The organism is Mycobacterium sp. NGS56 (assembly GCF_059812425.1).
In genome coordinates, this window is sequence record NZ_JCALCQ010000008.1 from 1 (window position 1) to 13692 (window position 13692).

Annotated in this window: 14 protein-coding genes and 3 tRNA genes; 12 read left to right on the forward strand and 5 right to left on the reverse strand. The window is 66.4% G+C overall.

Annotated features, from left to right (window positions below):
* Positions 1-47: 47 nt before the first annotated feature.
* Positions 48-120, reverse strand: a tRNA-Arg gene (locus AC5Y4F_RS18355).
* 29 nt (positions 121-149) lie between these two features.
* A tRNA-Ser gene (locus tag AC5Y4F_RS18360) sits at positions 150-241 on the reverse strand.
* 82 nt (positions 242-323) lie between these two features.
* Here AC5Y4F_RS18360 and hisC point away from each other — a divergent pair.
* The gene (gene hisC / locus AC5Y4F_RS18365; RefSeq protein WP_499997792.1) at positions 324-1391 is read left to right on the forward strand and encodes a histidinol-phosphate transaminase; all 1068 of its coding nucleotides are present in this window, start codon (positions 324-326) and stop codon (positions 1389-1391) included.
* Between the two features lie 9 nt (positions 1392-1400).
* Positions 1401-1865, forward strand: a complete 465-nt coding sequence (locus tag AC5Y4F_RS18370) for a DUF4334 domain-containing protein (RefSeq protein WP_499997793.1) — start codon at positions 1401-1403, stop codon at positions 1863-1865.
* Positions 1866-1956: 91 nt separating this feature from the next.
* On the opposite strand, the gene AC5Y4F_RS18375 is transcribed toward AC5Y4F_RS18370, so the two are convergent.
* Positions 1957-2541 (reverse strand): TIGR03086 family metal-binding protein, encoded by a 585-nt coding sequence (locus AC5Y4F_RS18375; protein WP_067940288.1) that lies wholly within the window; start codon positions 2539-2541, stop codon positions 1957-1959.
* A 23-nt stretch (positions 2542-2564) separates the two neighbouring features.
* Here AC5Y4F_RS18375 and AC5Y4F_RS18380 point away from each other — a divergent pair, with 23 nt between their 5' ends.
* The 4 genes from AC5Y4F_RS18380 to AC5Y4F_RS18395 are packed head-to-tail and all read left to right on the forward strand — an operon-like array spanning position 2565 to position 6042.
* Positions 2565-3389, forward strand: a complete 825-nt coding sequence (locus AC5Y4F_RS18380; protein WP_067940291.1) for a crotonase/enoyl-CoA hydratase family protein — start codon at positions 2565-2567, stop codon at positions 3387-3389.
* Positions 3390-3414: 25 nt separating this feature from the next.
* Complete coding sequence (gene lipE / locus AC5Y4F_RS18385) at positions 3415-4668, forward strand: lipase LipE (RefSeq protein ID WP_499997794.1); 1254 nt, start codon at positions 3415-3417, stop codon at positions 4666-4668.
* Positions 4669-4697: 29 nt separating this feature from the next.
* The gene (locus tag AC5Y4F_RS18390) at positions 4698-4886 is read left to right on the forward strand and encodes a hypothetical protein (RefSeq protein WP_499997795.1); all 189 of its coding nucleotides are present in this window, start codon (positions 4698-4700) and stop codon (positions 4884-4886) included.
* 37 nt (positions 4887-4923) lie between these two features.
* Positions 4924-6042, forward strand: a complete 1119-nt coding sequence (locus tag AC5Y4F_RS18395; RefSeq protein ID WP_499997796.1) for an Rv2629 family ribosome hibernation factor — start codon at positions 4924-4926, stop codon at positions 6040-6042.
* 6 nt (positions 6043-6048) lie between these two features.
* Here AC5Y4F_RS18395 and AC5Y4F_RS18400 read toward each other — a convergent pair.
* Positions 6049-6135, reverse strand: a tRNA-Ser gene (locus tag AC5Y4F_RS18400).
* A 37-nt stretch (positions 6136-6172) separates the two neighbouring features.
* Here AC5Y4F_RS18400 and AC5Y4F_RS18405 point away from each other — a divergent pair.
* The gene (locus tag AC5Y4F_RS18405; protein ID WP_499997797.1) at positions 6173-7144 is read left to right on the forward strand and encodes an NAD(P)H-quinone oxidoreductase; all 972 of its coding nucleotides are present in this window, start codon (positions 6173-6175) and stop codon (positions 7142-7144) included.
* 48 nt (positions 7145-7192) lie between these two features.
* Here the strand turns inward: AC5Y4F_RS18405 and AC5Y4F_RS18410 are convergent, their stop codons facing one another.
* Positions 7193-8389 carry a cysteine desulfurase-like protein gene (locus AC5Y4F_RS18410; protein WP_499997798.1) on the reverse strand — a complete coding sequence of 399 codons (1197 nt, stop codon included), beginning with the start codon at positions 8387-8389 and terminating at the stop codon, positions 7193-7195.
* Positions 8390-8506: 117 nt separating this feature from the next.
* On the opposite strand from AC5Y4F_RS18410, the gene AC5Y4F_RS18415 reads away from it, so the two are divergent.
* The 5 genes from AC5Y4F_RS18415 to wzm all read left to right on the forward strand — a co-directional run bounded on the left by AC5Y4F_RS18415 (position 8507) and on the right by wzm (position 13669).
* Entirely contained in the window at positions 8507-10480 is a 1974-nt protein-coding gene (locus AC5Y4F_RS18415; RefSeq protein ID WP_499997799.1) for a DUF6541 family protein, read from the forward strand.
* A gap of 78 nt (positions 10481-10558) precedes the next feature.
* Complete coding sequence (locus tag AC5Y4F_RS18420) at positions 10559-11011, forward strand: bacterial proteasome activator family protein (RefSeq protein ID WP_231986485.1); 453 nt, start codon at positions 10559-10561, stop codon at positions 11009-11011.
* A gap of 15 nt (positions 11012-11026) precedes the next feature.
* Complete coding sequence (gene wzt / locus AC5Y4F_RS18425) at positions 11027-11875, forward strand: galactan export ABC transporter ATP-binding subunit Wzt/RfbE (RefSeq protein WP_499997800.1); 849 nt, start codon at positions 11027-11029, stop codon at positions 11873-11875.
* The gene (gene glfT1, locus AC5Y4F_RS18430; protein WP_499997801.1) at positions 11868-12842 is read left to right on the forward strand and encodes a galactofuranosyltransferase GlfT1; all 975 of its coding nucleotides are present in this window, start codon (positions 11868-11870) and stop codon (positions 12840-12842) included. Before wzt ends, glfT1 begins: the two co-directional genes overlap by 8 nt.
* Positions 12839-13669, forward strand: a complete 831-nt coding sequence (gene wzm / locus AC5Y4F_RS18435) for a galactan export ABC transporter permease subunit Wzm/RfbD (protein WP_499997802.1) — start codon at positions 12839-12841, stop codon at positions 13667-13669. Before glfT1 ends, wzm begins: the two co-directional genes overlap by 4 nt.
* Positions 13670-13692 lie beyond the last annotated feature (23 nt).

A 13692-nucleotide genomic window follows, 5' to 3' on the forward strand; every position in this document is an offset into this window, starting at 1 on the left:
CATGACGCGACTCATCTGTCACCTATGACTCGACTCATCACACCGAGCGCGCCCGAAGGGATTCGAACCCCTAACCTTCTGATCCGTAGTCAGATGCTCTATCCGTTGAGCTACGGGCGCCTGCTATCTAGTTGTCGTTCCGTGTTCCGTGGCGGAGGCGAGAGGATTTGAACCTCCGGTCCCCTTTGAGGGGGACAACTCATTAGCAGTGAGCCCCATTCGGCCGCTCTGGCACGCCTCCCTTGGACTTTCTGAGGGTACCGGACCCCTTTCCGGTCAGGCGGAACCGGCCATACTGTACACGTTGGCCATAAGCTGTCGAAGTGACCGCCCGTCTGCGCACCGAACTGGTCGGACTGCCAGTCTATGTCCCCGGCAAGAACGTGCCCGGGTCGATCAAGCTGGCCAGCAACGAGACCGTCTACGGCCCGCTGCCCAGCGTGCGGGCGGCGATTGAGCGCGCGGTTGCCGTGGTCAACCGCTACCCGGACAGCGCGAGCGTCGACCTCAAGGCCGCGCTGGCCACGCACCTGGGTGCCGGTGTCGCTCCCGAGCACATCGCGGTCGGTAGCGGTTCGGTCACCTTGTGCCAGCAGCTCGTTCAGATCACCGCCGCCGCGGGCGACGAGGTGATGATCGGCTGGCGCAGCTTCGAGTGCTACCTGCCCATCATCCAGGTGTCCGGCGCGACCACCGTCAAGGTGCCGTTGACCGACCACACACACGACCTCGACGCGATGCTCGCCGCGATCACCGAGCGGACCCGGCTCATTTTCGTGTGCAACCCCAACAATCCGACGTCCACCGTCGTCGACCCGGACGCACTGACGCGATTCGTCGCGGCGGTGCCGGAGCGGGTCCTGATCGCCATCGACGAGGCCTACGTCGAATACATCCGCGACGGAATGCTGCCCAACAGCTTGGAGCTGGCGCAGACCCACGGCAATGTCGTTGTCCTGCGGACCTTTTCAAAAGCCTACGGGTTGGCAGGGCTACGCGTCGGATACGCGATCGGCCACCCGGACCTGATCACCGCGCTGGACAAAGTGGTCATGCCGTTCGCCGTGACAAACATCGGACAAGCGGCCGCCATCGCGTCGCTGGCGGCCTCCGACGAGCTGATGGCCCGCACCGACGCGCTGGTCGCCGAGCGCACCCGCGTCAGTGCCGCGCTGCGTGACGCCGGATTCAAACTGCCGCCGTCGCAGGCCAACTTCGTCTGGCTTCCGCTAGGCGATCGCACCATGGATTTCACCGAGCAGGCCGCCGATGCGCACCTTGTGGTGCGGCCATTCGCGGCGGAAGGCGTCCGTGTCACCATTGGGGCGCCGGACGAAAATGACGCCCTGCTGCATTTCGCCCGCGATTGGATAGCCCGCACAGAATCGTAAGGAGCCGCCGTGGACCTCGCACGCAAGAAGTTCACCGAGTTCAAACAGCGCAGCGGTGATATCCCCGATTCCGAGCTCGACGAATTCTGGGCCGAGCTTGCGCCCGCGACGATCGAGGAGATGCTCGGCGAGTGGAAGGGCGGCGAGTTCCAGACCGGTCACAAGATGAACGGCCAACTGGAAAAGGCAGGCTGGTACGGCAAGACCTTCAAGTCCGCGCGCGACGTGCAGCCACTAGTCTGCCTCGACGCCGACGGCAACAAGTTCTCCAACGTCGAGATGGGCAAGGGCGAGGCGAGTCTGTGGCTCGAGGATTTCCGCGGAGAGGTCACCGCCTCCATGGTCTACGACGGTCAGCCGGTGCACGATCACTTCAAGAAGATCGACGACGACGCCGTGATGGGCATCATGAACGGCAAGGGCGTCCGCGATAACGGCAAGTACTACTACTTCTACCTGGAGCGGGAGCAGTAGCTCCCAGGGCGTCGCGCGGTCGATCGTGCGCCTGGACGCACGCTCGGCTTCCGGTGTGCGGCTAACCGCACACTCGCCAACCAGCCTCGAACTACCCCGCCGGGTTGCGACCGGTGAACGCGACCAGTTGCTCGAGCGCACCGGCGTCCGGGGGGACGTCGACCGGGTCGTCAAATCCGGCTTGTCCGCGTAGCTCCGGCCTGATGATGTGACGCGCGAGCCCCAGCACGTATTCGGACAGCGGCTCGGGGGCGTCGATGTCGTGCCCCACCGCCACGGCGTAATCCCAAGCGTGGACCAGGAATTCGATCGACAGGATGCCGCACGCGCTGTTTGCGGGCATCTCGCCCTTGCCGAACGGCACTGACCCGTCCAGACCATGGCGGTGCCAGGCGTCCAGGGCCGGCCGAGCGGCGGCGACCACCTGTCGCTCCACCGAATCGCCTTCCTGACGCGCCGGAATCTGCGCGCCGACCATGCCGCCGAGGGCCGAGATCGAGTTCAGCAGGTGCCCGGTCAGATCCGACACGTCGAAGTCGGGGCACGGTGTCCGTCGTGACAGGTCGTCGGAGGCGATCGTGTGCAGCACCCGTTGCAGTACCCCTAAGGTGTCCTCGGCGCTGTGCAGCTCGTCGGTCGGCGGGGAATGCGGTCCGGGTCGCAAGTCAGGAGCCATATTCGCCACGCTACGGTCTCGATATGGCGCAAGCATACGAATCCGTCACCGTCGAGACGAAAGACCACGTCGCCCAGGTGACGCTGATCGGACCGGGCAAGGGCAACGCGATGGGGCCGGCCTTCTGGTCGGAGATGCCCGAGTTGTTCGCGGCGCTGGACGCCGACCCCGAGGTGCGGGCCATCGTGCTGACCGGCTCGGGCAAGAACTTCAGTTACGGCCTGGACGTGCCGGCGATGGGCGGTTCGTTCACCCCGCTGCTGTCCGGTGACGCGCTGGCCGGCCCGCGTGCGGTGTTCCACCGCGAGGTCAAGCGCATGCAGGGCGCGATCAGCGCGGTCGCCGACTGCCGGACCCCCACCATCGCCGCGGTGCATGGCTGGTGCATCGGCGGCGGCGTCGACCTGATCTCGGCGGTGGACATCCGCTACGCCAGCGCCGACGCCAAGTTCTCGGTGCGCGAGGTGAAGCTGGCCATCGTCGCCGACGTCGGCAGCCTGGCCCGCCTGCCGCTGATCCTTTCCGACGGACACCTGCGCGAGCTGGCGCTGACGGGCAGGGACATCGATGCGGCGCGCGCCGAGAAGATCGGTCTGGTCAACGACGTGTACGCCGACGCCGACGCCACTCTGGCCGCGGCACACGCCACCGCCGAGGAGATCGCCGCCAACCCGCCGCTGACCGTGCACGGCATCAAGGACGTTCTGGACCAGCAGCGCATCGCGGCGGTCTCGGAGAGCCTGCGCTACGTCGCGGCCTGGAACGCGGCCTTCCTGCCGTCGAAGGACCTGACCGAGGGCATCTCGGCGACGTTCGAGAAGCGCCCGCCGCAGTTCACCGGGGAATAACCGGACGCCACGTACCCTCGCTGGGGTGAACCAGCCGCGCACCGCGACTCCCGACGGCAGGATCCGCGTCCCGGCAGACCTGGACTCCGTGACGGCGATCGGCGCCGAAGACCACACCGACATCGACAGCGCCGCCGTCGACCGCATCTGGGCGGCCGCCCGGCACTGGTACCAGGGCGGCTTCCACCCCGCCATCCAACTGTGCATCCGCCGGCATGGCCGCGTCGTGCTCAACCGCGCGATCGGCCACGGCTGGGGCAACGGCCCGAGCGACCCGCCCGACGCCGAGAAGATCCCCGTCACTCCCGACACCCCGTTCTGCGTTTACTCGGCGGCCAAGGGGATGGCGGCGACCGTCATCCACATGCTGGTGGAGCGCGGCGTCTTCTCACTCGACGACCGGGTGTGCGACTACATCCCCACGTTCACCAGTCACGGCAAGCACCGCATCACCATCCGGCACGTCATGACGCACAGCGCGGGACTGCCCTTCCCCACCGGGCCCAAGCCGGACGTCAGGCGCGCGGACGACCACGAGTACGCGCAGCAGAAGCTCAGCGAGCTGCGACCCCTCTACCGGCCGGGTTTGGTGCACATCTACCACGCGCTCACCTGGGGCCCGCTCGTGCGTGAGATCGTCTACGCCGCCACCGGCAAGGAGATCCGCGAAATCCTGGCCTCCGAGATCCTCGACCCGCTCGGCTTCCGGTGGACGAACTTCGGCGTCGTCAAGGAGGACCTGCCCCTGGTCGCCCCGAGTCACGCGACGGGACGTCCGTTGCCGCCGGTGATAGCGCAGATCTTCCGCAAGGCGATCGGCGGAACCGTGCACGAGCAGATTCCGATCACCAACACCCCACTGTTCCTCACCACGATCATCCCGTCGTCCAACACGGTGTCGACCGCCAACGAGATGTCCCGGTTCGCCGAAATCTGGCGCCGCGGCGGTGAACTCGACGGCGTGCGGGTGATAAGTCCGGAGACCATGTACCGCGCCGTAACCGAATGCCGAAGGCTACGACCCGATTTCGCTGTCGGGTTGCAGCCGGCCCGCTGGGGAACCGGGTACATCCTCGGCACCAAGAGATGGGGACCGTTCGGGCGCAACGCGCCACACGCATTCGGCAACCTGGGCCTGGTCAACATCGCGATCTGGGCCGACCCCGCGCGCGGACTGTCGGCCGGCGTGGTGAGCAGCGGCAAACCCGGACGGGATCCCGAAGCCCGCCGGTACACGGCCATGCTGGACACCATCACCGCCGAAATCCCAACCGGTTGACGACGGCGGCGGTGGGAACACTGCCATGCATGGCTACCTATCGAGTGCTCGACCCCAAGGGCGACATCGTCGCGACCAAAGACATTGAAAGCGCCGGCGACGCGCACGCGTGGTTCGTCGACCAGAAGGCCGACAACAGCGAGCTCGGCTGGCGCATGGAAGTCCAGCACGACGGCGAGTGGCACTTCTTCGACGACAGCGAAGGCGATCGAAGCTAGGTGTTTGTCTCCCGGCTCGCGGGGCAACCAACACAGCATGGACTCGCAACGCTTCCGCAAGCTGCTGGATGCACCGGGGCCGTTCGCTTCGGTGTATTTCGACGACTCACACGACACCCACGACGCAGAGGCTCAACTCGAGCTGAAGTGGCGGGCGGTCAAGGAAGAGTTGGAACGCTCACGCGCCGAGGCGTCGGTGATCGCCCAGATCGAGGACGCCATCATGAACCTGCGTCCGCCGATCGGTCGCAGCGGACGCGCGGTGATCGCCGGCGCGGACGGTGTGGTGATCAACGAGCACTTGGCGCGCCCGGCCGCCACCGACATCGTCCGTGTCTCCGAATTGCCCTATCTGATACCGATTCTCGAGCAGAGCTTCGATCATCCGGACTATGTGCTCGTGATTGTCGACCACAGCGGTGCCGACATCACCACCCACATCGGTGGCACGCTGCGCAGCGAGACCGTCGACGGCGGTGGCCATCCCGTGCATAAATCCGCCGGCGCCGAGACCGCGGGTTACGGCGACCCGCAGTTGCGCACGGAAGAGGCCGCGCGCAAAAACGTGCGTGCCGTCGCTGACCGCGCCGCTGAGCTCGCCGACGACAAGGTGATCGAGGTGATCTTCGTGGTGGGTGAGGTGCGCTCGCGCTCCGATCTGCTCGCCGCGCTGCCGGAGCGACTGCAGGAGCGCACGGTGGCACTCGAGATCGGGGCACGCCACAGCGGCCATGACTTCGGTGAGATCGAACACGCCATCGAGGCCGAATTCGTCAAGCGCCGGCTGCGCACGATCGACGATGCGGCGCAGCGCTTTACCGCCGAGATCGGACGGCAGTCGGGGCTTGCGGCCGAAGGACTCGGCCCGGTCTGCTCGGCGCTGCGTCAGGGCGCGGTGGAGACTTTGATCATCGGCGACATCGGGGACGCGACCGTGGTCGCGGATGAGGGCTTGACGACGATCGCGCCTGACGAGAACGTGCTGTCCGAACAGGGCGCCGCTCCCGCCAAGACGCTTCGGGCCGACGAGGCGCTGCCGTTCTCGGCGATCTCCGTCGGCGCTGCCCTGGTGCGCACCGACGAGCGGATCTCCCCGGCCGACGGCGTGGGCGCGGTGCTGCGCTACGCGCCCACGCTGCATCAGAGTGTCGGCTGACCAGAGCGGTGGCGGAGGGATTTGAACCCCCGGACGGTGTTAGCCGTCTCTCGCTTTCAAGGCGAGTGCATTAGGCCGCTCTGCCACGCCACCGCTGATTAGGGTAGCCGGACTCGGTAGCGTGGCCACCATGCGCGCTATCGTCGCCGAATCCGCCGATCAGCTTTCCTGGCGGGAAGTACCCGATGTTTCCGCCGGCTCCGGCGAGGTACTGGTCAAGGTTGTGGCCGCCGGGGTGAACCGCGCGGATCTGTTGCAGGCCGCGGGGAAATACCCGCCGCCGCCGGGTGCCAGCGAGATCATCGGCATGGAGGTGTCCGGCGTCATCGCTGATGTCGGCTCCGATGTCACGAATTGGTCTGTCGGGCAAAAGGTTTGCGCGCTCCTTGCCGGTGGCGGCTACGCTGAATACGTTGCCGTTCCGGCGGGGCAGGTGATGCCGGTTCCCTCTGGCGTCGACCTCGTCGAGGCCGCCGGGCTGCCGGAGGTGGCCTGCACGGTGTGGTCGAATCTGGTGCTGACCGCGCATCTCGGCAAGGGGCAGCTGCTGCTGTTGCACGGCGGGGCGAGCGGCATCGGCAGCCATGCCGTCCAGATCGCCCGCGCGCTGGGCGTGCGCGTCGCCGTCACCGCCGGGTCGGCAAAGAAGCTGGAGTTCTGCCGCGAGCTCGGCGCCGAGATCACCATCAACTACCGCGAGGAGGACTTCGTCGCGCGCGTGCAGGAGGCCGGCGGCGCCGACGTGATCCTCGACATCATGGGCGCCTCGTACTTGGACCGCAACATCGACGCCCTGGCCACCGACGGGCAACTCGTCATCATCGGCATGCAAGGCGGGATCAAGGGCGAACTCAACATCGGCAAGCTGCTGGGCAAGCGGGCGCGAGTCATCGGCACCACGCTGCGAGCTCGCCCGGTGACCGGGCCCAACAGCAAGACGGAGATCGTGCAGGCGGTGATCGCGTCGGTGTGGCCGATGATCGCCGAGGGTCGCGTCCGCCCGATCATCGGCGCCCGTTTACCCATCCAGCAGGCCGGCGAGGCACATCAACAGCTGGCATCGAGCAAGGTGACCGGCAAGGTCGTCCTGACGGTGGACTGACCGGGGTCAGGCCGTCGCGTGAGAGTGCACGCCGATGACGGGGCCGGGCTAACCCAGGGACGCCAGCGCGCGCACCAACTGGTCGACTTCGGCCGTCGTCGAGTAGTGCGCCAGGCCGACCGTGACGGCGCCGCCAACGTCGTTGACGCCCAACACATCCAGCGCGCGCGAACTTTCGTTGGTGACGGCCAGAATCCCGTTGTCCGCCAACCGCTGGACAACTCGCTCGGCGGGCACACCGTTCAGCGCGAAACTGACCACCGGGATCCGCACCTCGGGACGACCGATCACCATCACCAATGGCAGCGAGCGCAACGACACCATCAGGTAGTCGTAGATCCGGTTCAGGTACGACGTGGCGGACTGCATCGATACCGCCAGGCGTTCGCGCCGACTACCGCGGGCGGACTCGTCGAGCGACGCCAAGTACTCGATGCTGGCCACCACCCCGGCGAGCAGACCGAATTGGTGCGCACCGATCTCGAGGCGGGCCGGACCCATGGCCTTGGGGTCCGGAGAGATGGAACTGAACGAGTTGAGCAACGCGGGCTCCCGGAACACGATCGCCCCGATCGGTGGACCGCCCCATGCCGCGGCGTTCACCGCCACCACGTCGGCGTCAGCTTCCTTGACATCGAGCAGCCGGTAGGGCGCGGCGGCGGAATGGTCTACCACCGCCAGACCACCGACGTCGTGCACCAGCTTGGTCATCGCCCGCAGGTCGGTGACCGTGCCCAGCGTCGCGGAGGCCGAGGCGACGGCGACCAGCCTGGTTGACTTCCCGATGAGGCCCTCCCACTGCCAGGTCGGCAGCTCACCGGTCTCGATGTCGATCTCGGCCCACTTGACCTTGGCGCCGTAGCGGTGCGCCGCGCGCAACCACGGGGCGATGTTGGCTTCGTCGTCCAGGCGGCTGACGATCACCTCGTAGCCCAGGCCGGCCCGCGACGACGATGCCTCGGCCAGTGCCGACAACAAGATCGCACGATCGGCGCCCAGCACGACACCCGCAGGGTCGACATTGAACAGATCGGCCACGGCCGCCCGCGCCGCCTCCAGAACGGCGGCACTGCGCTGCGCCGATGGGTGTGCCCCCACCGTGGTGGGTCCGGACCTGCGGAAAGCCGTCGACACCGTGGTCGCGACGGAATCGGGAATCAGCATGCCGCTCGGGGCGTCGAAGTGTACCCAGCCGTCACCCAGCGAAGGATGCAGTCCGCGCACCCGGGCGACGTCATATGCCATGTGGGCCACCTTAGGCTTCCGCTTTTTCGCGAAACTGTGACGGTAGCGGGTCCCACAGACGTTCCGGCCAGTTGGTGGCCTCCCGAGCCTGGGCACCCGGGCAGCCATACTAGTCGAGTGGGGCTCTGGTTCGGAACGCTCATTGCATTGTTCTTGCTGATAGCGCCCGGGGCGATAGTCGCACGTATCAGTCAGTTGTCATGGCCGATCGCTGTCGCGGTTGGCCCGGCGCTGACCTTCGGCGTAGTAGCGCTCGCCATTATTCCCTTTGGTGCCATCGGAATTCCGTGGAACGGCTGGACCGCGCTGGCGGCGCTGGTCGTGGTGTGCCTGCTGATGACAGTCCTGCAGCTGTTGCTGGCCCGCTTCCGCGACCACGACGCCGAAGCTCGCGGGGTCACCCGCTGGCCCGCCATCACGGTGGGGGCGGGTGTGGTGTTGGGATCGCTGCTCGTCATGTGGGCCGCCTATCGCGGCCTCGCCGCCCATTGGCAGACCATCCCGAGCACCTGGGACGCCGTCTGGCATGCCAACGAGGTGCGCTTCATCTTGGACACTGGACAGGCGTCGTCGACGCACATGGGCGAGCTGCGCAACGTCGAGACCCACAAGACGCTGTACTACCCTTCGGTGTTCCACGCCCTGGTCGCCGTGTTCTGCCAGCTGACCGGGGCAGCGCCCACCACCGGCTACACACTGACGTCGGTCGCCGCATCGGTCTGGCTGTTCCCCACCGGCGCGGCGATGCTGACCTGGCATCTGCTGCGGCGGCACACCACTCAGTGGCGTAGCGCCGGGGCGGCGGCCACCGCCGCGGCGCTGTCGGCGTCTTTCACGGCGGTCCCCTATGTCGAGTTCGGCGTCGCCGCGATGCCCAACCTCGCGGCCTATGGCGTCGCGATTCCGGCTTTCGTCTTGATCACCACCACGCTGCGACACCGCGACCGCATCCCGGCGGCCGTCCTGGCCTGGGTGGGCGTCATGTCCGTGCACATCACCGGTGGGGTGATCGTGTTGTTGTTCCTGGTGGCCTGGTGGCTCATGGATGCGGTGTGGCATCCGGTACGCGGCAGGCTGGCCGATTTACTCGCCCTCGCCTGCGTTGCGGTGGTCTCCGGACTGATCCTGTTGCCGCAGTTCATCAGCGTCCAGGGGCAGGAAGACATCATCGCCGGGCATTCCTTTCTCACCTACCTCAGCAAGAAACGGGGACTCTTCGACACCGTCTTCCAGCACTCCCGCCACCTCAACGATTTCCCGGTGCAGTACGGGCTGATCGTGGTGGCGGCCATCGGCGGGGTCATTTTCCTGGTCAAGAAGATCTGGTGGCCGCTCGCCTTGTGGCTGGTGCTGGTGGTGGTCGACGTCGACGCCGGGAACCCGCTGGGTGGGCCGATCGGTGCGGTGGCCGGAATGTTCGGCGAGTTCTTCTACAAAGATCCGCGCCGGATTTCGGCCGCCATCACCTTGCTGCTCGAGCCGATGGCCGGTGTCGCGGTGTTCGCGATCGTCGTGGGCATTGTGGCCGGCGCCAGGCGGGTGACCGGCCGTTTCAAACCACTCCCTGCCCCGGTTTGGGTCTCGGCCACCGCCGTGCTGCTGGTGGCGACCACCGTGCTCACCGGTCGCCACTACCTGTATCGGCACCTGGTGTTATTCGGCGACAAGTACGACTCGGTGATGATCGACCAGCGCGACCTGATGGCCATGGCCTACCTGGCCAAGCTGCCGGGCGCGCACGAGACGTTGATCGGCAACGCCAACACCGACGGCACCGCCTGGATGTACGCCGTCGCGGATCTACATCCGTTATGGACTCACTACGACTACCCGCAACAGATGGGGCCGGGGCCGAACCGATACATCTTCTGGACCTCGGCCCGCAAAGGCGAATCCGATCCACGGGTCCTCGAAGCGATTAAAGCGCTCAATATCCGGTACATCTACACCAGCACGCCGACTGTCCGGGGGTTCGCCGTACCCGAAGGACTAGTGTCACTGGATAAGTCGAAGTCGTGGGCGTTGATCTACGACAACGGCGGTGCGCGAATTTATGAATGGCGCGGAACCGGCACGACGCCACACCCATAGTCCACAAAGGATGGTGAAGGATTGAGTACCCGCAACGATGACGACGACGTCGAGATCATCGGAGGCGTCGACCCGCGAATGATGGCGATCACCGACGAGGACGCCGACGAGCGTTCCCTGACCGACCTGGTCGAGCAGCCGGCCAAGGTGATGCGAATCGGGACGATGATCAAGCAGCTGCTCGAGGAGGTGCGCGCCGCACCGCTGGACGAGGCCAGCCGTAACCGGCTGCGCGAGATCCACGCGACCAGCATCCGGGAACTGGAAGAGGGCTTGGCACCGGAGCTGCGTGAGGAGCTCGATCGCCTCACCCTGCCCTTCAACGAGGATGCCGCGCCGTCCGACGCCGAATTGCGCATCGCCCAAGCGCAGCTGGTCGGCTGGCTGGAAGGGCTGTTCCACGGCATCCAGACCGCGCTGTTCGCGCAACAGATGGCGGCTCGCGCGCAGCTGGAGAAGATGCGTCAGGGCGCGCTTCCCTCCGGCGTTGGTAAGCCGGGCGGCGCACCCGGGCACGGTCAGTACCTGTAAGCAGACGCAGCACCAATGGCGCCGGATCCTGGTCCTCACATCGAGACGCACAACGCGTGGGTGGAGTTTCCCATCTTCGACGCCAAGTCGCGCTCGTTGAAGAAGGCTTTCTTGGGCAAGGCCGGCGGCACGATCGGACGCAACAGCTCCAACGTGGTGGTGGTCGAAGCGTTGCGTGACATCACCATGTCCCTCGAATTGGGCGACCGGGTGGGCCTGGTGGGCCACAACGGCGCGGGCAAATCGACTCTGCTGCGCCTACTTTCGGGCATCTACGAACCCACTCGGGGTTGGGCCACGGTCACCGGCCGGGTCGCACCGGTCTTCGATCTGGGCGTCGGCATGGACCCCGAGATCTCCGGCTACGAGAACATCATCATTCGCGGCCTGTTCCTGGGGCAGACGCGAAAGCAGATGCTGGCCAAGGTCGACGAGATCGCCGAGTTCACCGAGCTGGGCGACTACCTGTCCATGCCGCTGCGCACCTATTCCACCGGCATGCGCGTCCGGCTGGCGATGGGCGTCGTCACCAGCATCGACCCCGAGATCCTGCTGCTCGATGAGGGCATCGGCGCGGTGGATGCCGACTTTTTGAAGAAGGCGCAGTCGCGGCTGCAGAGCCTGGTGGAGCGCTCCGGAATCCTGGTTTTCGCCAGCCACTCCAACGAATTCCTGGCCCGCCTGTGCAAGACGGCGATGTGGATCGACCATGGCGTCATCCGCATGGCCGGCGGCATCGAGGACGTGGTGCGCGCGTACGAAGGGGACGACGCGGCCCGGACCGTCCGCGAGGTGCTGGAGGAGACCCAACAGACGAACCGGCTCGAAACACCGCTTGCCCAAAGAGTATCCGGGGATGAGTGACACCGTCTTCGCGGTCGTCGTCACCCATCGGCGCCCTGACGAGCTGGCCAAATCGCTCGATGTGCTGAGCACGCAGACCCGGCTGCCCGATCACCTCATCGTGGTGGACAACGATTTCGCCGGCGACGGCCCGGGCTCCGGCCGGATCCGCGAACTGGTTGCCGGCCAACCGATCCCGACCACCTACCTGGCGTCACGCCGAAACCTGGGCGGCGCAGGGGGTTTCGCGCTGGGCATGCTGCACGCACTGGCACAGGGCGCCGATTGGGTGTGGCTGGCCGACGACGACGGGCGTCCGCAGGACTCGAGCGTTCTGGCCACCCTGCTGGCATGCGCCGAAAAGCACGGCCTCGCCGAGGTGTCTCCGATGGTATGCAACTCCGACGACCCGGAGCGGCTGGCGTTCCCGCTGCGGCGCGGCTTGGTATGGCGCAGGCGCGCAAGCGAATTGCGCACCGACGCGGGACAGGACCTGCTGCCCGGGATCGCCTCGTTGTTCAACGGCGCGCTGTTTCGGGCCGCCACCCTGGACGCGGTGGGCGTCCCGGACCTGCGGCTGTTCATCCGCGGCGACGAGGTGGAGATGCACCGCAGGCTGGTACGGTCCGGCCTGCCGTTCGGGACCTGCCTGGACACGATCTACTTGCATCCTTGCGGGTCGGATGAGTTTCGGCCCATTCTGGGTGGCCGCATGCACGCCCAGTATCCCGACAACCACACCAAGCGGTTCTACACCTACCGCAACCGCGGCTACCTGCTATCGCAGCCCGGCCTGCGCAAGCTGCTGATGCAGGAATGGCTGCGGTTCGGTTGGTTCTTCCTGGTGACCCGTCGCGACCCGCCCGGCCTGATGGAATGGATTCGGCTGCGGCGCTTGGGCAGTCGTGAACGGTTCGGCAGGCGCGAAGAGGCGGACCCGCCAAAGACACGCGCGAAGCGAAGCGACGGACAGGAGCGGCGCACATGACGTTCGTTGACGCGGCGGCACAGTCGCGCACCCTTACCCGCGCCCGAGGCGACCTCGTCGACGGCTTCCGCCGCCACGAACTCTGGCTGCACCTGGGTTGGCAGGACATCAAGCAGCGCTACCGTCGCTCGGTGCTGGGACCGTTCTGGATCACGATCGCGACCGGAACCACCGCCGTCGCGATGGGAGGGTTGTACTCCAAGCTTTTTCATCTCGAGCTGTCGCTGCATCTACCCTATGTGACGCTGGGGCTGATCATCTGGAACCTGATCAACGCCGCCATCCTGGAGGGCGCCGACGTCTTCGTCGCGAACGAGGGCCTGATCAAGCAACTGCCGACGCCGCTGAGCGTGCACGTCTACCGGCTGGTGTGGCGGCAGATGATCCTGTTCGCGCACAACATCGTCATCTACGTCGTCATCGCGATGATCTATCCCAAACCGTGGTCGTGGGCCGACCTTTCGGTGATCCCGGCGCTGGCACTGATCGTGCTCAACTGCATCTGGGTGTCGCTGTGTTTCGGCATCCTGGCGACCCGCTACCGCGACATCGGACCGTTGCTCTTTTCGGTGGTGCAATTGCTGTTCTTCATGACGCCGATCATCTGGAACGACGACACGCTGCGACAGCAAGGTGCGGGGCGCTGGTCGAAGATCGTCGAACTCAACCCGCTGCTGCACTATCTCGACATCGTGCGCGCGCCACTGCTGGGGTCGCACCAGGAGCTGCGGCACTGGGCCGTGGTGCTGGTGCTGACGGCGGTCGGCTGGCTGCTGGCCGCCTTCGCAATGCGCCAGTACCGCGCCCGGGTGCCTTACTGGGTCTAGGGACGTCCGTGCTTGCCGGGGGC

Bases quoted from the DNA above. Each gene is read 5' to 3' on its own strand.
- AC5Y4F_RS18380 (WP_067940291.1), top strand. From the start codon at position 2,565: ATGGCGCAAGCATACGAATCCGTCACCGTCGAGACGAAAGACCACGTC.
- AC5Y4F_RS18390 (WP_499997795.1), top strand. From the start codon at position 4,698: ATGGCTACCTATCGAGTGCTCGACCCCAAGGGCGACATCGTCGCGACC.
- AC5Y4F_RS18420 (WP_231986485.1), top strand. From the start codon at position 10,559: ATGATGGCGATCACCGACGAGGACGCCGACGAGCGTTCCCTGACCGAC.
- wzt (WP_499997800.1), top strand. From the start codon at position 11,027: ATGGCGCCGGATCCTGGTCCTCACATCGAGACGCACAACGCGTGGGTG.
- wzm (WP_499997802.1), top strand. From the start codon at position 12,839: ATGACGTTCGTTGACGCGGCGGCACAGTCGCGCACCCTTACCCGCGCC.
- AC5Y4F_RS18405 (WP_499997797.1), top strand. From the start codon at position 6,173: ATGCGCGCTATCGTCGCCGAATCCGCCGATCAGCTTTCCTGGCGGGAA.
- AC5Y4F_RS18410 (WP_499997798.1), bottom strand. From the start codon at position 8,389: ATGGCATATGACGTCGCCCGGGTGCGCGGACTGCATCCTTCGCTGGGT.
- glfT1 (WP_499997801.1), top strand. From the start codon at position 11,868: ATGAGTGACACCGTCTTCGCGGTCGTCGTCACCCATCGGCGCCCTGAC.
- AC5Y4F_RS18395 (WP_499997796.1), top strand. From the start codon at position 4,924: ATGGACTCGCAACGCTTCCGCAAGCTGCTGGATGCACCGGGGCCGTTC.
- AC5Y4F_RS18375 (WP_067940288.1), bottom strand. From the start codon at position 2,541: ATGGCTCCTGACTTGCGACCCGGACCGCATTCCCCGCCGACCGACGAG.